Origin of the sequence: Variovorax multivorans, from assembly GCF_051216835.1 — a bacterium.
Lineage (GTDB): Bacteria > Pseudomonadota > Gammaproteobacteria > Burkholderiales > Burkholderiaceae_C > Variovorax.
The window spans coordinates 384,360-407,678 of the sequence record NZ_JBPJZL010000006.1; the positions used below are offsets into that span (position 1 = coordinate 384,360).

Annotated in this window: 25 protein-coding genes; 15 read left to right on the forward strand and 10 right to left on the reverse strand. The window is 67.6% G+C overall.

Translation table 11 applies throughout. From position 1 onward, the window contains the following. The first annotated feature begins 8 nt into the window (after positions 1–8). From ACSFCA_RS18020 to ACSFCA_RS18040, 5 genes are read left to right on the forward strand one after another with little or no spacing between them, the layout of a single operon-like run. Positions 9–692 carry an amino acid ABC transporter permease gene (locus ACSFCA_RS18020; RefSeq protein ID WP_435460322.1) on the forward strand — a complete coding sequence of 228 codons (684 nt, stop codon included), beginning with the start codon at positions 9–11 and terminating at the stop codon, positions 690–692. 22 nt (positions 693–714) lie between these two features. Next, positions 715–1,371 (forward strand): amino acid ABC transporter permease, encoded by a 657-nt coding sequence (locus ACSFCA_RS18025; protein WP_371127368.1) that lies wholly within the window; start codon positions 715–717, stop codon positions 1,369–1,371. Continuing rightward, positions 1,355–2,083 carry an amino acid ABC transporter ATP-binding protein gene (locus ACSFCA_RS18030; RefSeq protein ID WP_093076300.1) on the forward strand — a complete coding sequence of 243 codons (729 nt, stop codon included), beginning with the start codon at positions 1,355–1,357 and terminating at the stop codon, positions 2,081–2,083. The genes ACSFCA_RS18025 and ACSFCA_RS18030 overlap by 17 nt, the downstream gene beginning before the upstream one ends. A gap of 32 nt (positions 2,084–2,115) precedes the next feature. Further along, positions 2,116–2,937, forward strand: coding sequence for a transporter substrate-binding domain-containing protein (locus ACSFCA_RS18035; protein WP_435460321.1), 822 nt, complete (start codon positions 2,116–2,118; stop codon positions 2,935–2,937). A gap of 5 nt (positions 2,938–2,942) precedes the next feature. Beyond that, positions 2,943–4,052, forward strand: coding sequence for a mandelate racemase/muconate lactonizing enzyme family protein (locus ACSFCA_RS18040; protein ID WP_435460320.1), 1,110 nt, complete (start codon positions 2,943–2,945; stop codon positions 4,050–4,052). 5 nt (positions 4,053–4,057) lie between these two features. On the opposite strand, the gene ACSFCA_RS18045 is transcribed toward ACSFCA_RS18040, so the two are convergent. The 3 genes from ACSFCA_RS18045 to recA are packed head-to-tail and all read right to left on the reverse strand — an operon-like array spanning position 4,058 to position 6,077. After that, positions 4,058–4,486 carry an SRPBCC family protein gene (locus ACSFCA_RS18045; protein WP_307614714.1) on the reverse strand — a complete coding sequence of 143 codons (429 nt, stop codon included), beginning with the start codon at positions 4,484–4,486 and terminating at the stop codon, positions 4,058–4,060. Continuing rightward, positions 4,470–4,928: a recombination regulator RecX gene (gene recX, locus ACSFCA_RS18050; RefSeq protein ID WP_097197619.1), complete on the reverse strand. Its 459-nt coding sequence runs from the start codon at positions 4,926–4,928 to the stop codon at positions 4,470–4,472. Before recX ends, ACSFCA_RS18045 begins: the two co-directional genes overlap by 17 nt. A gap of 42 nt (positions 4,929–4,970) precedes the next feature. Beyond that, entirely contained in the window at positions 4,971–6,077 is a 1,107-nt protein-coding gene (gene recA, locus ACSFCA_RS18055) for a recombinase RecA (protein ID WP_093055204.1), read from the reverse strand. A gap of 146 nt (positions 6,078–6,223) precedes the next feature. Between recA and ACSFCA_RS18060 the strand changes: the two genes are divergently transcribed. From ACSFCA_RS18060 to ACSFCA_RS18070, 3 genes are all read left to right on the forward strand, one after another. Further along, positions 6,224–6,709 carry a MarR family winged helix-turn-helix transcriptional regulator gene (locus tag ACSFCA_RS18060; protein ID WP_435460319.1) on the forward strand — a complete coding sequence of 162 codons (486 nt, stop codon included), beginning with the start codon at positions 6,224–6,226 and terminating at the stop codon, positions 6,707–6,709. Positions 6,710–6,772: 63 nt separating this feature from the next. Further along, positions 6,773–7,444: a response regulator transcription factor gene (locus ACSFCA_RS18065; protein ID WP_093055200.1), complete on the forward strand. Its 672-nt coding sequence runs from the start codon at positions 6,773–6,775 to the stop codon at positions 7,442–7,444. Positions 7,445–7,499: 55 nt separating this feature from the next. Continuing rightward, positions 7,500–8,942 (forward strand): sensor histidine kinase, encoded by a 1,443-nt coding sequence (locus ACSFCA_RS18070; RefSeq protein WP_435460318.1) that lies wholly within the window; start codon positions 7,500–7,502, stop codon positions 8,940–8,942. A gap of 13 nt (positions 8,943–8,955) precedes the next feature. Here the strand turns inward: ACSFCA_RS18070 and ACSFCA_RS18075 are convergent, their stop codons facing one another. From ACSFCA_RS18075 to ACSFCA_RS18085, 3 genes are read right to left on the reverse strand one after another with little or no spacing between them, the layout of a single operon-like run. Further along, the gene (locus ACSFCA_RS18075) at positions 8,956–9,153 is read right to left on the reverse strand and encodes a sporulation protein (RefSeq protein ID WP_093055196.1); all 198 of its coding nucleotides are present in this window, start codon (positions 9,151–9,153) and stop codon (positions 8,956–8,958) included. Positions 9,154–9,158: 5 nt separating this feature from the next. Continuing rightward, a complete protein-coding gene (locus ACSFCA_RS18080) occupies positions 9,159–9,974 on the reverse strand; it encodes a biotin--[acetyl-CoA-carboxylase] ligase (protein WP_435460317.1) in 816 nt (271 codons plus the stop codon). Between the two features lie 2 nt (positions 9,975–9,976). Then, entirely contained in the window at positions 9,977–10,618 is a 642-nt protein-coding gene (locus ACSFCA_RS18085; RefSeq protein ID WP_435460316.1) for an SET domain-containing protein, read from the reverse strand. 85 nt (positions 10,619–10,703) lie between these two features. Here ACSFCA_RS18085 and ACSFCA_RS18090 point away from each other — a divergent pair, with 85 nt between their 5' ends. Both ACSFCA_RS18090 and ACSFCA_RS18095 read left to right on the forward strand, forming a co-directional pair. Continuing rightward, the gene (locus ACSFCA_RS18090) at positions 10,704–13,667 is read left to right on the forward strand and encodes a DNA topoisomerase III (RefSeq protein WP_435460315.1); all 2,964 of its coding nucleotides are present in this window, start codon (positions 10,704–10,706) and stop codon (positions 13,665–13,667) included. A 3-nt stretch (positions 13,668–13,670) separates the two neighbouring features. After that, positions 13,671–14,657 carry a tripartite tricarboxylate transporter substrate binding protein gene (locus ACSFCA_RS18095; RefSeq protein ID WP_435460314.1) on the forward strand — a complete coding sequence of 329 codons (987 nt, stop codon included), beginning with the start codon at positions 13,671–13,673 and terminating at the stop codon, positions 14,655–14,657. 18 nt (positions 14,658–14,675) lie between these two features. Here ACSFCA_RS18095 and ACSFCA_RS18100 read toward each other — a convergent pair whose 3' ends face one another. Beyond that, complete coding sequence (locus ACSFCA_RS18100; RefSeq protein WP_258352186.1) at positions 14,676–15,596, reverse strand: LysR substrate-binding domain-containing protein; 921 nt, start codon at positions 15,594–15,596, stop codon at positions 14,676–14,678. A 110-nt stretch (positions 15,597–15,706) separates the two neighbouring features. Between ACSFCA_RS18100 and ACSFCA_RS18105 the strand changes: the two genes are divergently transcribed. Both ACSFCA_RS18105 and ACSFCA_RS18110 read left to right on the forward strand, forming a co-directional pair. Next, positions 15,707–16,669, forward strand: coding sequence for a tripartite tricarboxylate transporter substrate binding protein BugE (locus tag ACSFCA_RS18105; protein WP_258352185.1), 963 nt, complete (start codon positions 15,707–15,709; stop codon positions 16,667–16,669). A 13-nt stretch (positions 16,670–16,682) separates the two neighbouring features. Continuing rightward, positions 16,683–17,555 (forward strand): N-formylglutamate amidohydrolase, encoded by an 873-nt coding sequence (locus ACSFCA_RS18110; protein WP_435460313.1) that lies wholly within the window; start codon positions 16,683–16,685, stop codon positions 17,553–17,555. Between the two features lie 10 nt (positions 17,556–17,565). On the opposite strand, the gene ACSFCA_RS18115 is transcribed toward ACSFCA_RS18110, so the two are convergent. Then, positions 17,566–18,423, reverse strand: a complete 858-nt coding sequence (locus tag ACSFCA_RS18115; RefSeq protein WP_435460312.1) for an oxidoreductase — start codon at positions 18,421–18,423, stop codon at positions 17,566–17,568. A gap of 128 nt (positions 18,424–18,551) precedes the next feature. Here ACSFCA_RS18115 and ACSFCA_RS18120 point away from each other — a divergent pair, with 128 nt between their 5' ends. Next, positions 18,552–19,493, forward strand: a complete 942-nt coding sequence (locus ACSFCA_RS18120) for a LysR family transcriptional regulator (RefSeq protein ID WP_435460311.1) — start codon at positions 18,552–18,554, stop codon at positions 19,491–19,493. 39 nt (positions 19,494–19,532) lie between these two features. Next, positions 19,533–19,721: a hypothetical protein gene (locus tag ACSFCA_RS18125; RefSeq protein ID WP_435460310.1), complete on the forward strand. Its 189-nt coding sequence runs from the start codon at positions 19,533–19,535 to the stop codon at positions 19,719–19,721. An 18-nt stretch (positions 19,722–19,739) separates the two neighbouring features. On the opposite strand, the gene ACSFCA_RS18130 is transcribed toward ACSFCA_RS18125, so the two are convergent. After that, on the reverse strand, positions 19,740–20,621 hold the full coding sequence (locus tag ACSFCA_RS18130; protein WP_258352180.1) for a gamma-glutamyl-gamma-aminobutyrate hydrolase family protein: 882 nt from the start codon (positions 20,619–20,621) through the stop codon (positions 19,740–19,742). Between the two features lie 140 nt (positions 20,622–20,761). Here ACSFCA_RS18130 and ACSFCA_RS18135 point away from each other — a divergent pair, with 140 nt between their 5' ends. Then, positions 20,762–21,817 (forward strand): sugar phosphate isomerase/epimerase family protein, encoded by a 1,056-nt coding sequence (locus ACSFCA_RS18135; protein ID WP_093055176.1) that lies wholly within the window; start codon positions 20,762–20,764, stop codon positions 21,815–21,817. 7 nt (positions 21,818–21,824) lie between these two features. Here the strand turns inward: ACSFCA_RS18135 and pdxR are convergent, their stop codons facing one another. Next, complete coding sequence (pdxR, locus tag ACSFCA_RS18140) at positions 21,825–23,282, reverse strand: MocR-like pyridoxine biosynthesis transcription factor PdxR (protein WP_258352179.1); 1,458 nt, start codon at positions 23,280–23,282, stop codon at positions 21,825–21,827. Positions 23,283–23,319 lie beyond the last annotated feature (37 nt).

The window sequence follows — 23,319 nt, forward strand, 5'->3', positions numbered from 1 at the left end:
CCAACGCATTGAACTACCAGTTCGACTTCATGCCCGTGCTCGAGCAGTGGCCGCTGCTGCTCGAAGGCGCGTGGACCACCGTGCAGCTGTCCTTCATCGCGACGGTGCTGGGCTTTGCGCTGGGCACCGTCTGCGCGCTGGGCCGCAACAGCCGCCACGGCTGGCTGCAGCGCCTGACAGGCGGCTACGTGGAGGCCATTCGCAATACGCCGCTGCTGATTCAGAGCTACTTCCTCATCTTCGGCCTCTCCAGCGCCGGCGTGACGATGCCGATCATGGTGGGCGCGGTGCTGGCGCTGGTGGTGAACATCGGCGCCTACAGCTGCGAGATCATCCGCGCGGGCATCGAGTCGATCCACAAGGGCCAGCTCGAGGCGGCGCAGTGCCTGGGCCTGTCGAAGCTGCAGGTGTTCTGGCACGTGATCCTGCGGCCCGCGGTGGAGCGCGTGTACCCGGCGCTCGCCAGCCAGTTCGTGCTGCTGATGCTGGCCTCCAGCATCATGTCGTCGATCGGCGCGGAAGAACTCTTCGGCGTGGCCAACCGCATCCAGTCGGACACCTTCCGCAATTTCGAGATCTTCATCGTGCTGTGGGTGGTGTACCTGGCGCTGTCGTACGCCATGCGCCTGGGCTTCTGGCTGCTGGGCATGCTGATCTTCCCGCGCCGGCGCAAGCTGGGCACGCCGCTGTGAGGCGGGCGAAAGAGGTTTCGACATGACCTTCATGCCAATCGATCACTTCGGCTTTCTGTTGATGGGCGCATGGGGCACGGTGCAGCTCTCGGCGCTTGCGTTCGTGGGCGGCGGGCTCATCGGGCTGGCGGTGGCGCTGGCGCGCGTGTCGCCCGTGAAGGCGGTGCGGCGCATCGCGGCGGGCTACATCCAGGTCATCCAGGGCACGCCGCTGCTGGTGCTCATGGGCGTGTGCTTCTTCGGTCCCAACATCGCAGGCATCGGCTCGGTGCCGGCGATCGTCGCGGCGGCGCTGGCCATCACCATCTATGCGAGCGCCTTCCTCGGCGAGATCTGGCGCGGCTGCATCCAGTCTGTGCCGCGCAGCCAGTGGGAAGCGGCCGAGTGCCTGGCGCTCACGCGCTGGGAGCGCATGCGCCGCGTGATCCTGCCGCAGGCGCTGCGCATCGCGACGCCGCCCACCGTGGGCTTCCTGGTGCAGATCATCAAGAACACGTCGATCGCGTCGCTGGTGGTCGGCTATGCCGAGCTTTCCTACAACGCCAAGGTGCTGAACAACTCGACGTTCCAGCCCTTCCTGTATTTCGGGTGCGCGGTGGTCCTGTATTTCATTCTTTGTTATCCGCTGTCGCGATGGAGTCGCGCCCTTGAAAGGAAGCTCAATGCAGCCCGTGGTTGAACTCAACGACGTCCACAAGCACTTCGGCAAGCTGCATGTGCTCAAGGGCGTGTCGTTCTCGGTGACGCGCGGGCAGGTGGTCGCCATCATCGGCCAGAGCGGCTCGGGCAAGAGCACCGCCCTGCGCTGCATCGACCGGCTGGAGACCATCGACAGCGGCACCATCCAGTGCTGCGGCCACGCGGTGCACGACCCTGCGCTGAACCTGCGCGACCTGCGCAAGGACGTGGGCATCGTGTTCCAGAGCTACAACCTGTTCCCGCACCTCACGGTGAAGCAGAACATCACGCTCGCGCCGCAGTCGGTGAAGAAGATGAGCGCATCGGAAGCCGGCGCCATCGCCATGGAAGTGCTGGAGCGCGTGGGCCTGGCCGAAAAGGCCGACGCCTACCCCGAGCAGCTCTCGGGCGGCCAGCAGCAGCGCGTGGCCATTGCGCGATCGCTCGCGATGAAGCCGCAGCTGATGCTGTTCGACGAAGTGACTTCCGCGCTCGACCCGCAGCTCACCGGCGAAGTGCTCAAGGTGATGGAAAAGCTCGCGGCCGAGGGCATGACCATGATCCTCGTCACGCACGAGATGGCATTCGCGCGCGGCGTGGCCGACAAGGTCATCTACATGCACCAAGGGCTGGTGTGGGAGGAAGGCGACGCCGGCATCCTCAGCGACCCGCAGACGCCCGAGCTGCGCCAGTTCATCGGCACCGGGCTTTGATTTTTCTTTCAGACAACTCCAGGAGACCTTCGATGACTTCTTCCCTCTCGCTCAAGCGCCGCGGCGCGCTGCTGTCCGCGCTCATGCTGGCACTGCCGCTGGCCTTCGCGAGCGCATCGGCGCATGCCGACCAGCTCGACACCATCACCGCCGCCAAGAAGATCCGCGTGGCCATCGACCTCGCAGTGCCGCCCTACGGCCTGAAGGACGAGAAGCTCAACGCCACGGGCTCCGACGTCGAGACCGCGCGCCTGCTGGCCAAGAGCCTGGGCCTCGAACTGGAGATCGTGCCGACCACCGGCGCCAACCGCATTCCGTTCCTGCAGACTGACAAGGCCGACATCGTGATCTCCAGCATGTCGGTCACGCCGGAGCGCGAGAAGGTTGTCGACTTTTCTGTGCCCTACGCCGCCATCCTGGCCGTGGTGGGCGCGCCCAAGAGCATGACCATCACCGGCCCGGCCGACCTCGCCGGCAAGAAAGTGATTGCCACGCGCGGCACCACCAACGACCAGGAAGTGACAAAGATCCTTCCGGCCGGCGCGCAGATCGTGCGCTTCGACGACGACGCCACCTCCATCACTGCCGTGGTGAGCGGACAGGCCGACATCTTCGCGACCGCCCCGCCGCTGCTGAAGACCATCAACGAGAAGAACCCGGCCAAGCAGATGGAGCCGAAATTCACGATGAAGACCAACATGCTGGCCATCGGCATGCGCAAGAACGAGCCGCGCCTGAAGGCCAAGCTCGACGAGTTCGTGAAGGCACAGCTCAAGAGCGGCGAGCTCAACACCATCTACAAGAAATTCCACGGCGCCGACCTGCCGGCGGACGTGATGCGCAACGCAGGCTGAGCACGATGGCGAAGATCGACCAGGTAGAAATCGCGCAGATCGACATTGCGCCCAAGGTCAAGCGCACCGACGCCATCCAGTCCTTCGTGACGCAGGAGACCGTGATGGTCACCGTGCGCTGCGACGACGGCTCGGCGGGCACGGGCTACACGTACACCATCGGCACGGGCGGCTCGTCCATCGTGGCGCTGCTGAACGACCACCTGGTGCCGCGCCTGATCGGGCGCGACCCGCAGCAATACGAAGCCATCTGGCGCGACCTGTTCTTCCACACGCACGCGACCGCCGTGGGCGCCATCACCAGCCTGGCGCTGGCGGCCATCGACACCGCGCTGTGGGACCGCAACGCACGCGCGGCGAGCCTGCCGCTGTGGCGGCTGGCCGGCGGTGCGCAGGCGCGCGTGCCGGTCTACACGACCGAGGGCGGCTGGCTGCACATCGAGCCCGCGCAACTGGTCGAGCAGACGCTGGCTGCGAAGGCCGACGGCTTTCTCGGCGCGAAGATCAAGGTCGGAAAGCCGCATGTGGCGCAGGACATCGCACGCCTTTCGGCCGTGCGCGAAGCCGTGGGCGCGGACTTCGAGCTGATGGTCGATGCCAACCAGAGCTTCACCGTGGCCGAAGCCATTCGCCGCGCGCGCCAGTACGCGCCGCTCGATCTCGCGTGGTTCGAGGAGCCGATGCCAGCCGAGCACGTGCGCGGACATGCGCAGCTGCTGGCGAGCACCAGCGTGCCGATCGCGGTGGGCGAGTCGATGTACCACCCGTCGCAGTTTGCGGAATACATCCAGCAGGGCGCCTGCTCCATCGTGCAGGCCGACGTGGCGCGCGTGGGCGGCATCACGCCGTGGCTGAAGATCGCGCATCTCGCGGAAGCGCACAACATCGCGATGTGCCCGCACTTCCTGATGGAGCTGCACGTGAGCCTGTGCGCAGCGGTGCCGAATGCGCGCTGGGTGGAATACATCCCGCAGCTCGACGACCTCACGACGAGTCGGCTGCGCATCGAAGGCGGCCATGCGGTGGCGCCGGAGACGCCGGGGCTGGGCATCGAGTGGGATGCCGACCAGTTGAAGGCACGGCGCAAGTTCGCGCCGATCGTGGTGCGCGGCTGAGTCGGTCAGCCGGCTTCGAGCAGGTTGCGCAACGCCTGCAGGTCGCGGGCGATCCACTGTGCATCGCGCTCGAAGGCCGCATCGTCCATGTGCGGTTGGCGCAGCAGCGTGAACTGCAGCTCGCAGGCGTCGGGCGCAACGCCGATCACGCGGAACGGCAGGTAGACCTCGGGCACGCCTTCGGGCGCGACCCAGTGGTCGAGCACACCGAGGTCGTTGCGCGGCGCGAAGCGCATGCGGGCCTCGCCGCTCTCGGGCGTGCGCACGATCCAGTGGTCGCCGTGCGGCACCAGCGCGCTCTTGGCGAGGCCGCTGGCCCAGTCGGGCAGCCGCTTCGGATCGGCCGCCAGCACATAGGCGCGGCGCCATTCGCACTGCACGCGCTGCGTGATGACGCGGGACTGCGCGGCGTGGTCTTCATTCGTCGGTTTCATCGAAATCGCTCCTGAGTACCTTGGACACGACGGCGCCGGAGAACCCGCGCGCCATCAGGAATCGCATCTGCTTGGCCCGCTCCTTCGCATCGGCGGGCGGCGCGTCGAAGCGGTGGCGCCACAGGGCCGTGGCGCGTTCGACTTCTGTCTCCTGCAGGCTGGCCACCGCTTCAGCGATGGCCTCTGGGGCGATGCCCTTGGCCTGCAGCTCCTGCTTCACCCGCAGCGCGCCCGAGCGGGCGGCACGCTGGTTGAGCACCGAGGCCACCACGCGCGGCTCGCTGATGAAGTCTTTCGCTGCCAGCTCGTCGAGCGCCTTGGCCAGCGTGCCGGGCTCTTCTTCATGCTTTGCCAGCTTGCGCTCCAGCTCCGCGCGTGAATGCTCGCGCTGACTCAGCAGGCGCAGTGCGCGGCCTTTGAGGGACGGGGCGTTGAATGCCATGCGGGGGTCGCTCGCGCGGCCCCCGGGGAGCCGCGCTCTGGCTTATTCGCCCTTGTCGGCCTTCTCGGCCTTGGCAGCCTTCTGCGGCTTCTCGGGCGTGGCGCCGGCATCGGCGGCCAGCAACGGGATGCCCAGCGATTCGCGCACCTTGTTCTCGATCTCGCGCGACAGCTCGGGGTTCTCGCGCAGGAACTCGCGGGCGTTGTCGCGGCCCTGGCCGATCTTCTCGCCGTTGTAGGCATACCAGGCGCCCGACTTGTCGACGATCTTGGCGGTCACGCCCATGTCGATGATCTCGCCTTCGCGGCTGATGCCTTCGCCGAACAGGATGTCGAACTCCGCCGTCTTGAACGGGGGCGAGACCTTGTTCTTCACCACCTTCACCTTGGTTTCGTTGCCGATGGCCTCGTCGCCCTTCTTGATGGTGCCGATGCGGCGGATGTCCAGGCGCACCGAGGCGTAGAACTTCAGCGCGTTGCCGCCGGTGGTGGTTTCGGGCGAGCCGAACATCACGCCGATCTTCATGCGGATCTGGTTGATGAAGATGACCATGCAGTTGGTCTTCTTGATCGTGGCCGTGAGCTTGCGCAGCGCCTGGCTCATCAGGCGGGCCTGCAGGCCGGGCAGCGAGTCGCCCATTTCGCCTTCGATTTCGGCCTTGGGCGTGAGGGCGGCGACCGAGTCGATGACGATCAGGTCGACGGCACCAGAACGCACCAGCGAATCGACGATTTCAAGGGCCTGCTCGCCGGTGTCGGGCTGGCTGATCAGCAGGTCGGACAGGTTCACGCCGAGCTTCTGGGCGTACTGCACGTCGAGCGCGTGTTCGGCGTCGACGAAGGCGCAGGTGCCGGCCTGCTTCTGCATGGCGGCAATGACTTGCAGCGTGAGCGTGGTCTTGCCCGACGATTCCGGGCCGTAGATTTCGATCACGCGGCCGCGCGGCAGGCCGCCGACGCCCAGCGCGATGTCCAGGCCCAGCGAGCCGGTGGAAACCACCTGGATGTCTTCGAGCGCCTCGCCTTCGCCGAGCCGCATGATCGTGCCCTTGCCGAACTGCTTTTCGATCTGGGCCAGCGCGGCTTGCAGCGCCTTGGCTTTTTCACTGTTGGCGACCGAGATGCTTGCGCCCTTGACGACTGCGTCCATGTGGAAACTCCTTGAAAATCAACGGTTTGTGTTGGGTTTCATCCGATCTGCTTTTAACTACAGGCTGGATGCTTGAACAGTAGTGTAGGGGCTCATGGGTTGGCGTAAACCCATTTTTTGGTCAGTTTGCTTTACCATTTACCGCCATGGCCGAAGCCGCTTTCCCGACCGACCCCGATGCCTGGCGCCAGACCCACCTGGGCCGCCTGCTCGGCCACGCCATGCGCCGCTTCGACGAGCGCGTGCTGGAGCTGATGGCGCACGACGTCGACGTGCCGCTGGCGCTGTCGAACCTCGCGGCGCGCGCGCAGGTGAGCGCGGCGCACATCCACATCACGCGGCACCTGGCGCGCGAGGGCTCGCGCCTCACGGAGCTGGCCGAGCGCGCCGGCATGACCAAGCAGGCGATGGGTGCGCTGGTCGACCAGTGCGAGGCCTGGGGGCTGGTCACGCGCGGGCCCGATCCGCTCGATGCGCGGGCGCGGCGCGTGCTCTTCACCGCCGACGGACTGGCCTGGCTCGACGCCTTCCGCAGCGCGGTGACGCAGGCCGAGAGCGAGTTCCGAAACAGCGTCGGCGACGAGATCGCCACCGTGGTAACGATTGGACTGGAAGCCTACACAGCGGGCTAGACTCGCCCCAGAGACAAATGTGAACGGCGCCGGTTTGGCGCCCGAACGGGCCGGAGGTGACGCATGCGGATTCTGATTGCCGAAGACGACCAGGTGCTGGCCGATGCCCTGCTGCGCAGCCTGCGCACCTCGGGCGCGGCGGTCGACCACGTGGCGAACGGCTCGCAGGCCGACACCGCGCTCATGACCCATGACGAGTTCGACCTGCTGATCCTCGACCTCGGGCTGCCCAGCCTGCACGGCATCGAGATCCTCAAGCGCCTGCGCGCGCGCGGCTCGCAGTTGCCGGTGCTGGTGCTCACCGCGGCCGACAGCGTCGAGGAACGCGTCAAGGGCCTGGACCACGGCGCCGACGACTACATGGCCAAGCCCTTCAGCCTGCAGGAGCTCGAAGCGCGCGTGCGCGCCCTCACGCGGCGCGGCATGGGCACCACCAGCAACGCCATCCGCCACGGCCCGCTGGTGTACGACCAGGCTGGCCGCGTGGCCACCATCGACGGCAAGATGATCGAGCTGTCGGCGCGCGAACTCGGCCTGCTCGAAGTGCTGCTGCAGCGCGCCGGCCGGCTGGTGAGCAAGGACCAGCTGGTCGACCGCCTTTGCGAATGGGGCGAGGAGGTGAGCCTCAACGCCATCGAGGTCTACATCCACCGCCTGCGCAAGAAGATCGAGAAGGGGCCTGTGCGCATCGCGACGGTGCGCGGGCTGGGCTACTGCCTCGAAAAAATCCAGTGACGACGACGCGGCAGCCGCCACGCGCGGGCGGCGGCATGCCGGAGGACTTGGCGCGATGAAGCTCTTCCAGCGCGCGCAGCGCTCGCTTTTCGGCGAGATCCTCGACTGGATGCTCACGCCGCTGCTGCTGCTGGTGCCGGTGAGCATCGGCGTCACCTGGCTGGTGGCGCAGGGCATTGCCAACGCGCCCTTCGACCGCGCGCTCGAACACAACGTGAAGGCCCTTGCCGAGCTGGTGACGGTGAAGGAAGGGCATACGCAGTTCGTGCTGTCGCAATCGGCGCGCGAGATCCTGCGGGCCGACGATGCCGGCCACGTGTACTACCAGCTGCTCGACGGCCACGACACGCTGCTGAGCGGCGAGCGCGACATTCCGATGCCCGGCCTCGACGAACCGCTGCCGGCCGGCCAGGTGTTCCTGCACAACAGCGCCCTGCATGGCAAGGAGGTACGCGTGGCCTCGATGTGGATCGCCAGCGGCACCGACGACGTTCCGCCCACGCTGCTGCAGCTGGCCGAGACGCGCGAGAAGCAGTCGGTGCTGGCGGCCGAGATCATCAAGGGCGTGCTGCTGCCGCAGTTCGCCATCCTGCCGCTGGCGGTGCTGCTGATCTGGCTGGCGCTGGTGCGCGGTATCAAGCCCCTGTCGGTGGTGGAGGCGCGCATCCGCGAGCGGCGCCCGGGCGACCTGAGCCCGCTCGACGAATCGTCGGTGCCACTGGAAGTGGTGCCGCTGGTGTCGTCGGTGAATGAACTGCTCGACAAGCTCAACGATTCGATCGGCACGCAGAAGCGCTTCCTGGCCGACGCGGCGCACCAGCTGAAGACGCCGCTCGCGGGCCTGCGCATGCAGGCCGACCTGGCGCAGCGCGAAGGCGCCAACGCCGACGAGCTCAAGCAATCGCTCAAGCAGATCGGCCGCGCGAGCAAGCGCGCCACGCACACGGTGAACCAGCTGCTGTCACTGGCGCGCGCCGAAGGCAACAGCGCCAACGCGCACCACCAGCCCTGCGACCTGGCGCGGCTCACCATCGAGGTGGTGCGCGAGGCGGTGCCGCGCGCGATCGAGAAGCGCATCGACCTGGGCTACGACGGCGCGGAAGCGGGCGCACCGGGCGTGATGTTCGACGGCAACGCAACGCTGCTGAAGGAGCTGGTGCGCAACCTGGTCGACAACGCGATCAACTACACGCCGTCGACGCCCGAGCGCCCCGGCCTGATCACCGTGCGCGTGCTGGCCGACCCCTTCGGCCACGTGCTGCTGCTGCAGGTGGAGGACAACGGCCCCGGCATCGCCGAGGCCGACCGCGAACTGGTGTTCGAGCCTTTCTACCGTGTGCTCGGCAACGAGGCCGACGGCTCGGGCCTGGGCTTGCCTATCGTGCTGGAGATTGCGAACCAGCACCGCGCGCGGGTGAAGCTGGAGGATGCGCATCCTGGCAAGCAGCCGCCGGGAGCGCTGTTCACGGTGCGCTTCGAGGGTGAAGCGGCACCTTGATTGATCAGGGGAATCAGGGAGCGGGCGCGCCCGGTTTCGCTTCCTTGCGGATCTGCAGCCACTCGGGGTGGATCTGGCGCGACATGCGCTGTGGCTCCCGCTCGTTGAGCGCGGCCGGAGCCAGGCCGAAGCCGGCAAGATCGCCGCGCGCCCACAAGAAATAGCCGGCATTGGCCAGCAGCAGAACGATGAGGAGCAGGCGCAGCTTCATACGTGTCAGAGGGTCATGCCGCGAGGGCGCACGCTCACTTCATCACTCGAGATCAGCTGCAGGCCGGCGTCGGTACGCACCTGCAGCTCGCCGCCCCAGGCCACGCCTTCGCACAGGCCGGCGGTGCCGTCGCTGAGCACCACTTCGCGGCCGCGCAGCACGTCGCGCGCGGCAAAGCGCTCGGCAAAAGACGCGAAGCCCCTGGCCTCGAATTCGAGCACGCTGCGCACCAGCGGCTCGGCCAGTTCGCACAGCACTTCCGGCGCGGTGGCCCCGGGGTGCCACTGGCGCAGCCAGGCCGGCGGTGTGCGCATGCCATCGCCTTCGCGCGCGCCGATGTTGATACCGATGCCGATCACGAGATAGCGCGGCGCATCCGGCTTGCCGGTGGACGGCAGCGCGGTTTCGATGAGGATGCCGACCAGCTTGCAGTCGTTCACCCACACGTCGTTGGGCCACTTGAGGCCGACCTTGTGCGCGCCCGAGGGATCGAGGCTTTCGGCCACGCTGACACCGACTGCGAGCGACAGGCCAGACCAGTCGGCCGGCGCCAGAGGCAGGCCGAGCGAGAAGGTCAGCGAGGCCGATTCTTCCTGCTGCGGCGCGCTCTGCCAGGGCCGCCCGAGACGGCCGCGCCCCGCGGTCTGGCGCTCGGCCACGAGCAGCACGGGCTCGACGCGGCCGGCACGCGCACGGCGCATCAGCTCAGTATTGGTGGAGTCGATTTCGGCCACGGCCTCGACCACGAAGCCGGGCAGCAGCGGAGCGACCGACGCGGCGATCCGGTCTTCGAACCAGGCGGCCGAGGTGCTGCTGCTCATGGTCAGTCCTCGGCGGACTTTTCCTTCTTGGCGGATTTTTTCTCCGCCTTCTTTTCGGATTTCTTCTCGGCTTTTTTGTCGGCCTTCTTTTCAGCCTTCTTGGCTTCTTTCTTCTCGGCCTTTTTCTTTTCAGCCTTCTTCTTGGCCTTCTTCTTTTTCTTCTTTTCGTCCTCATCGTCCTTGGGCGTCAGCAGCGTGCCGCGGCACTGCTCCGAGCCGCACCAGCAAGGAAATTCGGACAGAAGCTTTGGCGTATACGGCTCGTCGATGATCAGGCCGTAGTCGTAGTTGAGCTCTTCGCCGGCGGAGATGTTGCGCAGCGCCTTGATATAAACGCGCCCATCGACCTCGTCGGCTTCGCAGTTCGGCTCGCACGAGTGGTTGATCCAGCGGGCGGCGTTGCCCTTGACGTTGCCGTCGATCACACGCCCGTCGTCGATGTGAAAGTAAAAGGTGTGATTCGGCTGGGCCGGGTCATGCGGATGGCGGCGCAGCGCCTCCTTCCAGTTGATGACTTCGCCCTTGTATTCGATCAGCGTTTCGCCCTCGGCCAGATCCTGCACGGCGAACACGCCGTTGCCATGGACATTCGAGCGCCGCGTCTGGATGCGGCGACCGGCGGAAAGTGGGGATTTGGAAGGCATCGCCGAAGTCTGTTAGTTTGAATATGCACACATGCGCGTGTGCGCGTGCGCACGCGGGAAGCCGCAGAGTATAGAGAGCCCTTAGATGACAAAGACTTTGGTAATCGCAGAAAAGCCGTCGGTGGCACAGGACATCGTCCGTGCCCTCACGCCGGTTGCAGGGAAATTCGACAAACATGACGAGCATTTCGAGAACGACACCTATGTCGTGACCAGCGCTGTCGGTCACCTGGTCGAAATCCAGGCGCCCGAGGAGTTCGACGTCAAGCGAGGCAAATGGAGCTTTGCCAACCTGCCGGTGATCCCGCCTCATTTCGACCTCAAGCCGGTCGACAAGACGAAGACGCGCCTGAACGCCGTGGTCAAGCAGGCCAAGCGCAAGGACGTGACGCAGCTCATCAACGCCTGCGACGCGGGGCGCGAGGGCGAACTGATCTTCCGCCTGATCGAGCAATACGCCGGCGGCAAAGCCGGCCTTCACAAGCCGGTCAAGCGCCTGTGGCTGCAGTCGATGACGCCGCAGGCCATTCGCGACGGCTTCGACGCGCTGCGCACCGAAAAGCAGATGCAGGGCCTGGCCGACGCTGCGCGCTCGCGCTCCGAGGCCGACTGGCTGGTGGGCATCAACGGCACGCGCGCCATGACCGCGTTCAATTCGCGCGACGGCGGCTTCTTCCTCACGACCGTGGGCCGCGTGCAGACGCCGACCCTCTCCGTCGTTGTGGAGCGCGAGGAGCAGATCCGCAAGTTCGTCTCGCGCGACTACTGGGAAATCCACGGCAGCTTCGCGGCCGAGGCCGGCGAGTACCCGGGCAAGTGGTTCAACCCCGACTGGAAGAAGGCCAACGCGCCGCTCCTGGCTAACGGCGAGCCCGACTCCGAACAGCGCGCCGACCGCGTGTGGAACGAGCAGGAAGCCCGCGCCATCGCCGACGCCTCGCGCGGCAAGCCCGCCACGGTGACGGAAGAGAGCAAGCCCACCACGCAGGCCTCGCCCGCGCTGTTCGACCTGACCTCGCTGCAGCGCGAGGCCAACGGCCGCTTCGGCTTCAGCGCCAAGACCACGCTGGCGCTGGCGCAGAGCCTGTACGAACGCCACAAGGCGCTGACCTACCCGCGTACCGATTCGCGCGCGCTGCCGGAAGACTATCTGCCGGTGGTCAAGCAGACCATGGGCATGCTCGCCACGAGCGGCATGAAGCACCTGGCGCCGTTCGCCCAGCAGGCGGTCGACGGCAACTACGTCAAGCCCAACAAGCGCATCTTCGACAACGCCAAGGTGTCGGATCACTTCGCCATCATCCCGACGCTGCAGGCGCCAAGCGGCCTGAGCGATGCCGAGCAGAAGCTCTATGACTTCGTGGTGCGGCGCTTCATGTCGGTGTTCTTCCCGAGCGCCGAACACCAGGTGACCACGCGCATCAGCACGGTGGAGCAGGGCGGCAAGAAGTATCCCTTCCGCACCGACGGCAAGGTACTGGTCAAGCCCGGCTGGCTCGCCATCTACGGCAAGGAAGCGCAAGACGACGAGAAGGAAGACGACAAGGACGGCAAGCGCCTCGTGCCGGTGAAGCCGGGCGAGATCGTGAAGGCCGAGTCGGTCGACACCAAGGGCCTGAAGACGCGCCCGCCCGCACGCTACTCCGAAGCGACGCTGCTCGGCGCCATGGAAGGCGCGGGCAAGACCATCGACGACGACGAGCTGCGCGAGGCCATGCAGGAGAAGGGCCTGGGCACGCCAGCCACGCGCGCGGCCACCATCGAAGGCCTGATCACCGAGAAGTACATGCTGCGCGAAGGCCGCGAGCTGATTCCTACGGCCAAGGCCTTCCAGCTCATGACGCTGCTGCGCGGCCTGGGCGTGGAAGAACTCTCCAAGGCCGAGCTGACCGGCGAGTGGGAATACAAGCTCGCTCAGATGGAGAAGGGCGCGCTCAGCCGCGACGCCTTCATGCGCGAGATCGCGGCGATGACCGAGCACATCGTCAAGAAGGCCAAGGAATACGACCGCGACACCGTGCCGGGCGACTACGCGACCCTGCAGACGCCGTGCCCCAACTGCAGCGGCATCGTGCGCGAAAACTACCGCCGCTACGCCTGCACCGGCAAGAGCGGCACCGGCGAAGACGCCTGCGGCTTCTCGTTCGGCAAGTCGCCGGCCGGGCGCACCTTCGAGGTCGCCGAGGCCGAGGCGCTGCTGCGCGACAAGCACATCGGCCCGCTGGAAGGCTTCCGCTCCAAGGCCGGCTGGCCCTTCACCTCCGAGATCGTCATCAAGTACGACGAGGAAGCGAAGAACTGGAAGCTGGAGTTCGACTTCGGCGACGACAAGAACGAAGACAGCGGCGAGATCATCGACTTCAGCGAGCAGGACACCGTGGGCCCATGCCCTGTGTGCGGCGCGCCGGTGTTCGAGCATGGCAGCAACTACGTCTGCGAGAAGTCGGTGCCGACCAATGCGCAGCCCACGCCGAGCTGCACCTTCAAGACCGGCAAGATCATCCTGCAGCAGCCGGTGGAGCGCGCGCAGATGGAAAAGCTGCTCGCCACCGGCAAGACCGACCTGCTCGACAAGTTCGTGAGCATGCGCACGCGCCGCGCCTTCAAGGCCTTCCTGACGTGGAACGCCGAAGAGGGCAAGGTGACCTTCGAGTTCGCGCCGCGCGAAGGCGGCAGCAAGTTCCCGCCGCGCAAGACCTTCGGCAAGGCCGCGCCCGCGGGCAAGACGGCTGCGGCCAAGAAGGTCGCTGCGAAGAAGACGCCCGCCGCCAAGAAGACACCGGCAGCGAAGAAGGCCGCGGCACCGCGCAAGCCCGGCGCGGGCCTGAAGCCCAGCGATTCGCTGGCCGCGGTGATTGGCGCCGAACCGGTGGCGCGCACCGAGGTCATCAAGAAGCTGTGGGACTACATCAAGGCCAACGGCCTGCAGGACGCGGCGAACAAACGCGCGATCAATGCCGATGCCAAGCTCAAGCCGGTGTTCGGCAAGGACCAGGTGACGATGTTCGAACTCGCGGGCATCGTGGGCAAGCACCTCTCGGCGCCCTGAGCCATGCAGCGCAGACACTTCGGCGCAAGCGTTGCTGCGATGGCCGTCGCGCTGCTGGGCGGCGCGGGCCTGGCCCACGCCGCCGGGTGGCCTGACAAGCCGGTCAAGCTGGTCGTGCCCTTCCCGCCGGGGCAGGCCACCGACATCTTCGCCCGCGCGCTTGCCGAGCAGCTCGGCAAGCGGCTGGGCCAGCCGGTGATCATCGACAACAAGGCCGGCGCCGGCAGCAACATCGGCACCGAGTTCGTGGTGCGCTCGCAGCCCGACGGCTACACGCTGGTGGTAGCCGGCAGCGCGATGGCGGTGAACCAGACGCTCTATGCCAAGCCGGGTTTCGACCCGCGCAAGGACCTGACGGGCATCTCGCTGATCGCGAAGGTGCCGCTGGTGTTTCTTGCAACGCCCGAGAGCGGCATCCGCACGCTGGCCGAACTCACGGCGCGCGCCAAGGCCGAGCCCGGCCGGCTGAGCTACGCGAGCGCCGGCATCGGCGGCACGCAGCATCTGTCGGGCGAGATGTACAAGTCTGCGGCGCATGTGTTCATCACGCACATTCCGTACCGGGGCAGCGGCCCGGCGCAGTCGGACTTCCTGGGCAACCAGGTGCCGCTGATGATCGATTCGGTGACGGCCGCGCTGCCGCACATCAAGTCGGGCAGGGCGGTGGCGCTGGCCGTCACCTCGGCCACGCGCTCATCGCAACTGCCCGATGTGCCCACCGTGCGCGAAAGCGGCGTGGCCGGCACGAAGAATTTCGAGGCCGTGGGCTGGCTCGGCCTGATGGCGCCGCGCGGCACGCCGGCCGACATCGTCGAGCGGCTCAACCACGAAGTGACGGACATCCTGAAGAGCGAGCAGATGGCGCGCTTCATCCGCGAGCGCGGCTCCGAGCCCGCGCCCACGACACCGGCCGAGTTCGACCGCTTTGTGGCGAGCGAGATCGGGGTGTGGGGCGCGGCGGTGAAGGCCTCGGGCGCGAAGCCCGAATAAGCAGGCATTCAGCAGGCATCAAGCAGGCGCCTGCGCCTCTTTGCCCCGGTCCACCTCCGCGAGCAGCCAGCTGCGGAAATGATCGAGCGTGGCCAGCTGGCCGCGCCCTTCGGGATAGCAGAACCAGTAGCCCTCGTTGCCGCGGTAGCCGCCGCCGGGCAAGGGCTCGTCCACCAGCCCCGAGGCAATCTCGTCCTGCACCAGGCAGCGCGGCACCAGCGCGACGCCCATGCCGACCATGACCGCGCGGATCATGGTCTGGAACTGGTCGAACTGCGGACCCGCCAGCGGATCGAGCCCGCGCACGCCGTGCGTTTCGCTCCACTGCAGCCACGACTGCGGCACGCTCACGTGGCGCAGCAGCGTGCAGCGCGCCACGTCCTGCGGCGTGCGGATGGCCACCTCGGCCTGCGCGGCGCGCGGGGCGATCAGCGCCACATCCTGCCCCGCAAGGTAGTGCGAGCGGGCGCCGGGCCAGTGGCCGTCGCCGAAAAGAATGGCGCAGTCGAGCTCGGGCCGCTCAAAGTCGTAGCCATGCACGAAGGGCACGAAATGCAGCGTGATCTGCGGATGCGCGCGCTGAAAGTCGGGCAGCCGCGGAATGAGCCACTTGGCGCCGAAGGTGGGCAGGGCGGACAGGTGCAGCGCGCCGCCGCCGTCGCCGCTGGTAATGAGCTCCAGCGTGGCCGCCTCCAGCTGCGCGAGCGTGGCGCGCACCGCCTTCTCGTAGCGCTCGCCGGCCGGCGTGAGCGCCAGGCGCTTGCGGCTGCGCTCGAACAGCGGCGCGCCGATCCAGCGTTCGAGCTCCTGCACCTGCTTGCTGACCGCGCCCTGCGTGAGGTGCAGCGCCTCGGCCGCGCGCGAGACGCCGCCGAAGCGCACCACGGTCGAGAAGGCGCGCAGCAGGTTCAGGGGCGGGTTGAGACGGCGCAGTGACATGGCGGGATGCCCATTAAAACATTCCAGACTGGAATGTTAGCTGGTCTATCCTTTGCTTCAGGTAATGCAGCGAATCGCTCCATCACTCTCTGTTTCATTGGAAGAAACCCATGCTACGTCGTCACTTCATTTCCACCCTGGCTGCTGCTTCCGTCGTGCCAGGAATATCCTTCGCCCAGGGCAAGCCGATCCGCCTTGTCGTGCCTTTCCCGCCCGGCGGCGCCACCGACATCACGGCTCGCGTGCTCGGCGAGCCCCTCGGCAAGATCCTCCAGCAGCCCGTGGTGATCGACAACCGCGCCGGCGCGGGCGGCTCCATCGGCATGGCCGAGCTGGCACGCGCCACGCCCGACGGCCTGACCTTCGGCGTGGCCACGCTGTCCACCCACGGCGTGAACCCGGCCGTGTACCAGAAGCTGCCCTACGACCCGATCAAGGGCTTCGTCGCCGTGACCGAGCTGGTGAAGGCGCCGGGCGTGATCGTCATCAACCCCTCAGTGCTGCCGGTCGGCAGCTTCGCGGAGCTGGTGAAGTACCTGAAGGCCAACCCCGGCAAGGTGTCGTACGCCTCGCCGGGCAACGGCACCATCGGCCACATGTGGGGCGAGCTGTTCAAGAGCAGCACCGGAACCTCGATGGTGCACATCCCCTACCGCGGTGCGGGCCCGGCCATCAACGACGTGCTCGCGGGCCAGGTGCCGGTGTACTTCGACCAGGTGGCTTCGTCGCTGCCGCACGTGAAGTCGGGCAAGCTGAAGGCGCTGGCCGTGTCCTGGAGCGGCCGGCTCGACGTGCTGCCCGAGGTGCCGACGTATGGCGAGCTGGGCTACCCGGTCAACAACGACCCTTCGTGGTTCGGCCTGGTCGCGCCCGCCGGTACGCCGCCCGAGATCGCGCTGCGCATGCAGCAGGCCGTGGCCACCGCGCTGAAAGATCACGCGGTGCGCGAGCGCCTGGCGCTGCAGGGGTTATATGCCTCGGGCACCACGCCGGCCGAGTTCGCCAAGCAGATCGCGGGCGAGATCGAGAAGATGAAGAAGGTGGCCGAATTCGCCCGCATCCGATTGGACTGACCGAACCCTGCCTATGCATCCTGTTCTGAAACTGATCCAAACCCGCGCCCAGGTGACAAGCGTCGCCGGGCATACCCCGCTGGTGCTCGACTCCCCGCACAGCGGCACCGTCTACCCAGAAGACTTCCGCACAGTGCGCGACCTGGCCACGCTGCGCCGCGCCGAGGACACGCACGTCGAGAAGCTCTACGCCTTCGCGCCCGCCATGGGCGCGGCGTGGATCGAGGCGCACTTTCCGCGCAGCTATCTCGACGCCAATCGCGACCTCACCGAAGTCGATCCCTCCATGCTCGACGGTGCTTGGACCGGGCCGCTGTCGACCGACCCGCGCGTGCTGTCGAAGGTGCGCCTGGGCAAGGGCCTGATCTGGAAGCTCACCGACGAAGGCCTGCCGATCTACGACCGCCAGCTTCCGGTGGACGAGGTGCGCCAGCGCATCGACACCTGCTGGCGCCCGTACCACGCGGCGGTGGCGCAGGCAGTGGACGAGGCGCATGCGCGCCACGGCTACAGCATCCACATCAACTGCCACTCGATGCCGGCCATCGCGGCCAGCCACGCGACGGACTTCCCGGGCCTGGCGCATGCCGACTTCGTGATCGGCGACCGCGACGGCAGCACGGCCGACCCGGCGCTGTCGCAAAAGATCTGCGAACACCTGCGCGCCTTCGGCTACAGCGTGGACTACAACCACCCCTACAAGGGCGTGGAACTGGTGCGCCGGCACGGCAGGCCTGCCGAACACCGGCACAGCATCCAGGTCGAGATCAACCGCAAGCTGTACATGGACGAGGCCACGCTGGCGCTCGACGAAGCCGGTGCGGCCCGGCTGCAGGCGCATCTGCGTTCGATGGTCGAAATACTGCTGGCCACGGACCCGCGCTAACCCGTGCCGATCAGGCCGTGGCGGGCGTGAAGTCGGTCGACACCGACAGCGCCTCCCACGCCTTGATCTCCTCCTGCAGCGCGCCGAGCTTCTCGCGCACCACCTTCACGGCGTCGGGGCCGAGCAGCAGGTGGGCCGGCGGGTTCGCGGCTTCGGTGATCTGGATCATGGCGCGCGCCGCCTTCACCGGATCGCCGTCCTGCTTGCCGCTGCGCGCAAGCCGCCGCTCACGCACCGGGCCCATCACCGGCGCGTAGTCGGCAATGGTCTGCGGCGCGCGCACCATCGATCGGCCCGCCCAGTCGGTGCGGAAGCCGCCGGGCTCCACGGCAGTCACGTGGATGCCGAAGCTCGCCACTTCCTTGCCCAGCGTCTCCGAGATGCCCTCGAGCGCGAACTTGCTGCCGTGGTAGTAGCCCAGCCCCGGGAAGGTCACGATGCCGCCCATCGACGTGATGTTGAGGATGTGGCCGCGCCGTCGCGCCCGCATGAAGGGCAGCACCGCCTTGGCGACGGCCACTGCGCCGAACACGTTCACCTCGAACTGCTGGCGCAGCTCGTCGAGCGACGATTCTTCGACCGTGCCTTCGTGGCCATAGCCGGCGTTGTTGACCAGCACGTCGATCGGGCCGACAGAGGCTTCGACCTCGGCCACCACGCGGGCGACCTCGGCGCCCTGCGTCACGTCGAGCAAGCGGCCGAAGGAGCGGCCGGGCTGCAGGGCATCGAATTCGGCGCGCGCGGCCTCGTTGCGCAGCGTGCCGACCACGCGGTGGCCGGCGGCCAGCGCCTCCTGCGCCAGCGCTCGGCCGAAGCCGCTGCTGACGCCGGTGATGAACCAGGTCCTGGGAGAAGAAGAAACCGTCATGGCGATGTCCTTGAAGGGTGGATGGAAGAACCGATGGCCTGACTGTGCGCGGGCGGCATCGCTTTGATAATCCGCCCAATCGATGAAGCACTTTGAAGGTTTTCTTCAAGATCAAACGGAACGCACCCATGCGCCAGGACCAGCTAGACGGACTCGTCACCTTCGTGGCCGTGGCCGAAACTCGCGGCTTTTCGGCCGCAGCGGTACGGCTGGGCGTCTCGCCCTCGGCCGTGAGCCAGGCGGTGCGGCTGCTCGAGAAGCGCGTGGGCGTGCCGCTGTTCAACCGCACCACGCGCAGCGTGAACCTCTCCGAAGCCGGTGCCCGTTTTCTGGAACGCATCCGCCCGGCAGTGCAGGAGCTGGCCTCGGCCTCCGACGAACTGAGCGACAGCGCCGAGCGGCCCGCGGGCCTGCTGCGGCTCACGCTGCCGCGTGCGGCCTACCTGTTCGTGCTGCAGCCGGCGCTGGCCGGCTTCCTGCGCGCCTATCCGCAGATCGACGTGGAGGTGTCGATCGACAGCGCGCTGGTCGACATCGTGAGCCGGGGCTTCGACGCCGGCATCCGCTTCGGCGGCATGGTGGAGCGCGACATGGTGGCGGTGAAGGTCGGCGGGCCGCTGGCCAACAGCATCGTCGCCGCGCCGCGCTACCTGGCCGAACACGGCACGCCGGTGCACCCGCGCGAGCTGCTGACGCACGACTGCATCGGCTTTCGCTTCGAGAGCTCGGGCCAGCTGGAGCGGTGGGAATTCGAGAAAGACGGCGAGGCCATGACGCTCGCGGTGAGCGGCCGCCTCGTGATGAACGACGTGGCCGTGATGCTCGACGCGGCGGTCGACGGCATCGGCATCGCCAACCTGATCAGCAGCTACACCGAGCGCCACGTCGCCGACGGCCGGCTGGTGCAGCTGCTGGCCGACTGGACCACGCCGCTGCCCGACCTGACGCTGTACTACCCCGACCGCAGGCGCGTGCCGCCCAAGCTGCGTGCGCTGATCGACTGGCTGCGTGAAACAACCCTGCCGGTATCGGGCGTGTTGTTACAGGGCGGGCGGGCCGGCCGCCTATAGTGGGCCGGCAACAACCGTCAACCATCTTTGGAGTTTCCAGTGAAGCCATTCATTGCAGCCGTGTTCGTGATCGCAATGGGCGCGCTGGTGTCAGGCTGCGCGGGCACCGGTCCGGCCCCGGCCAGCAGCGGCGCCAATACATCGGGCGCGACCGGCGGCAGCGGCGTCACGGTGTTCGGCACGATCGACGCCGGCGTCAGCGGCACGACAAACAAGTCGTCGCGCTGATCAGGCCGTGCGCGCCACCTAGCGTCGCAGCAGCGCCTGGCGCAGCACGCGCGCAGCGCGGTCGCGGATCTTGCCGGAGCTGGAACGCGGCGGCGTCTTGGGCGCGACCTTCGCGGTGGCGCAGGCCCACAGGAAGTCATGCAGGATCGGCGTGTCGTCGACCGTCTCGGTGCTGCCGTACTTGTGGAATTCGGGGTGCCACTGGGTCGCGGCGATGTAGCTGCGGCCCTTGTCGGGGCGGCGGCGGATGGCCTCGGGCACACGGTCGGGCAGGCTCCAGGCCTCGATCTCGAAACCCGGCGCGAGGCCCTTGATGCCCTGGTGGTGGATGCTGTTGACGCGCGCCTTCTCCACCTGCGGATAGAGCTTCGACAGCCGCGTGCCCTGCACCAGTTCGATCTCGTGGAAGTTCTGGTCGTAGGTCACCGGGTCGCGGTGGCGCAGGCCACCCTCGTGCTGGGCCTCGATGTCCTGGTAGAGCGTGCCGCCAAAGGCCACGTTGATGAGCTGCAGCCCGCGGCACACGCCGAAGATGGGTTTGCCGGCCTGCTCGAAGGCTTCGACCAGCGCAAGGTCGTAGAGGTCGCGGATCTGGTCGCCGATCCACGCGTCCTTCAATGGCACCTCGCCGTAGCTGCCGGGCCAGACGTCGGCACCGCCGTGCATCACCACGCCATCGAGCCATTCGGCGTAGTGCGACAGCTTGGTGTCGCCGCGCGCGGTTTCGCCGGTGGGGCAGGGCACCATCACGACCATGGCGCCGGCGGACATGAGCCAGTGCGCGATCGATTGCTCGACGTACTGCAGCGTCTTGTTGGTGAAGAGCGAGCGGGCCGGGTCGGCGTGCGAGAAGCAGGCGGACAGGCCGATCTTGAGCCGAGCGGAAACAGGTTGTGTCATCGCGGGACTGTCGTCGGTAGGAACCGGGCGATTGATGCGAAAAGGAAAGTCCATTTTGGCTCGTTGGCCTCTCGCACGGGGTCGGACGACACGCCAAGTATGCTTTCAACGCTGCCCCAACGAATAAGGAAGACAAGCCGATGAAAACGATCAAGGGCCCCGCCATCTTTCTGGCCCAGTTCGCGGGAGACACCGCCCCGTTCAACACGCTCGACGGCATCGCCGGCTGGGCTGCCGGGCTGGGCTACAAGGGCGTGCAGATCCCGAGCTGGGACGCCCGCCTGTTCGACCTTCAACGCGCCGCCGAAAGCAAGACCTACTGCGACGAGGTGAAGGGCACGCTGGCAAAGCACGGCCTTGAGATCACCGAGCTTTCGACGCACCTGCAGGGCCAGCTTGTGGCGGTGCACCCGGCCTACGACGCGGGCTTCGACGGCTTCGCGGCGCCCGAGGTGCGCGGCGACCCGGTGCGGCGCCAGCAGTGGGCCGTCGAGCAATTGCACTTTGCGGCAAAGGCCTCGGCCAACCTGGGGCTCACGGCGCACGCGACCTTCTCGGGCGCACTGGCCTGGCCGTACCTCTACTCGTGGCCCCCGCGCCCGCCGGGCCTGATCGAGGAAGCCTTCGACGAACTCGCGCGCCGCTGGCGGCCGATCCTCGACGCCTTCGACGCCGTGGGCGTGGACGTGGGCTACGAGATCCACCCCGGCGAAGACCTGCACGACGGCGTGAGCTACGAGATGTTCCTGGAGCGCGTGAACAACCACCCGCGCGCCTGCCTGCTGTACGACCCGAGCCACTTCATGCTGCAGCAGCTCGACTACCTGGCCTACATCGACCACTACCACGAGCGCATCAAGATCTTCCACGTGAAGGACGCCGAGTTCAACCCGACCGGCAAGCAGGGCGTGTATGGCGGCTTCCAGAGCTGGATCAACCGGGCAGGGCGCTTCCGTTCGCTGGGCGACGGGCAGGTGAACTTCAAGGCCATCTTCTCGAAGATGGCGCAGTACGACTTCCCGGGCTGGGCGGTGCTGGAGTGGGAGTGCTGCATCAAGCACCCCGAAGACGGCGCGCGCGAGGGCGCGAAGTTCATCGCCGACCACATCATCCGCGTGGCCGACCGGGCCTTCGACGACTTCGCGGCGGGCGGCGTCGACGTGGCGGCCAACAAGCGGATGCTCGGGATCGGCTGACCGATCCTCAGAGCAACGCCACCAGCCGCCGGATGGCGCCGTCGATCTGCGGCGCGGCTATGAGGCCGTAGCCGAAGGCAAGGCCGTTGGGCGTGCCAGGCGCGTTCGGATCGAGCGCGTAGCGCGACAGCGGCGGCAGCGTGATGCCAGCTGCGGCCGCGCGTTCGACCACCGTGTGGTCGCGCGTGCCGCCGTGCAGCCAGGCCGACAGGTGCAAGCCCGCGTCGGATGGAATCGCTTCGAGCCTGCCCGCGCAGTGGCGTGCCAGCGCATCGAGCAACACGGTTCGCCGCGCGCCGTAGATCTTGCGCATCTTGCGGATGTGCCGCGCCAGGTGCCCTTCGGCGATGAAGGCGGCGAGCGCCTCCTGCCCGAGCACCGGGCCGTGCCAGTCGGCCAGCTCGCGCGCCCGCACCAGCGCCGCGCGCGCCCACGGCGGCGTCACCACGAAGCCCAGGCGCAAGGCGGGGAACAGGCTCTTGGAAAAGGTGCCGACGTAGAAGACCGACTCGGCACGGTCGAGCGTCTGCAGCGCATCGAGAGGGCGGCCGGCGAAGCGGAATTCGCTGTCGTAGTCGTCCTCAATGACGACGGCGTTGCGCGCCCGCGCGAAGGCCAACAGGGCCGCGCGCCGCTGCGGCGACATCGCGACGCCGGTGGGGAATTGATGCGAGGGCGTCACGCAGACCACGCGCGCCTCGGGCGGAATGCGGTCCACGCACAGGCCCTCGCCATCGGTCGGCACCGTCATCACTCTCGCACCCGCGGCCAGCATGGCCTCGCGCAGCGAGGGATAGAACAGCTGCTCGACCGCAACCACCGTGCGCCCCGGCACGACGAGGATGCGTGCGAGCAGCCCGAAGGCCTGCTGCGCGCCGGCGGTGACGACGATGTCGTCGGCGGTGCAGCCGACCGCGCGGGTGAAGGACACGTGCTTCGCGATGGCCTCGCGCAACGCGCCCTGGCCTTGCGGGTCGGCGTAGTCGGCCGTCTGCCGCGCGACGCGACGCAGCGCGCGGTCGCTCAGGCGGCGCCAGATGTCGAAGGGAAAGACGCTCACGTCGGGCAGGCCGACGCGGAAGTCGTCGCGCGCGGACTGCGGCTGCAGGGTGGGCGCGAGGTCGGCGCCCGGGACGTTCAGCGGCGCCAGCCGGGGGTCGCGCTTGGCCGTCGAGGCCTTCGTGCTGCGGCCGCGCCGGGACGCCGGCAGTGTGTCCGCCACGTAGGTGCCGGCGCCGGGGCGCGCCAGCAGGTAGCCCTCGCTCAACAGCAGGTCGTAGGCCGCGAGCATGGTGTTGCGCGACACGCCCAGCCGCAGCGCCAGAGCGCGCGTGGCAGGCAGGCGCGCGCCGGGCTGCAGCCGGCCGTCGAGGATGGCGCTGCGCAGCTGGCGGTGCACCTCGCGCAGCAGGTCGCGCGAGCCGGCGCCCGGCAGGCGGATGGCGAGTTCGAAAAGTGGCTCCATGAACTTTGCCAATTGTGGTTCTTTTGAAGAACCAATT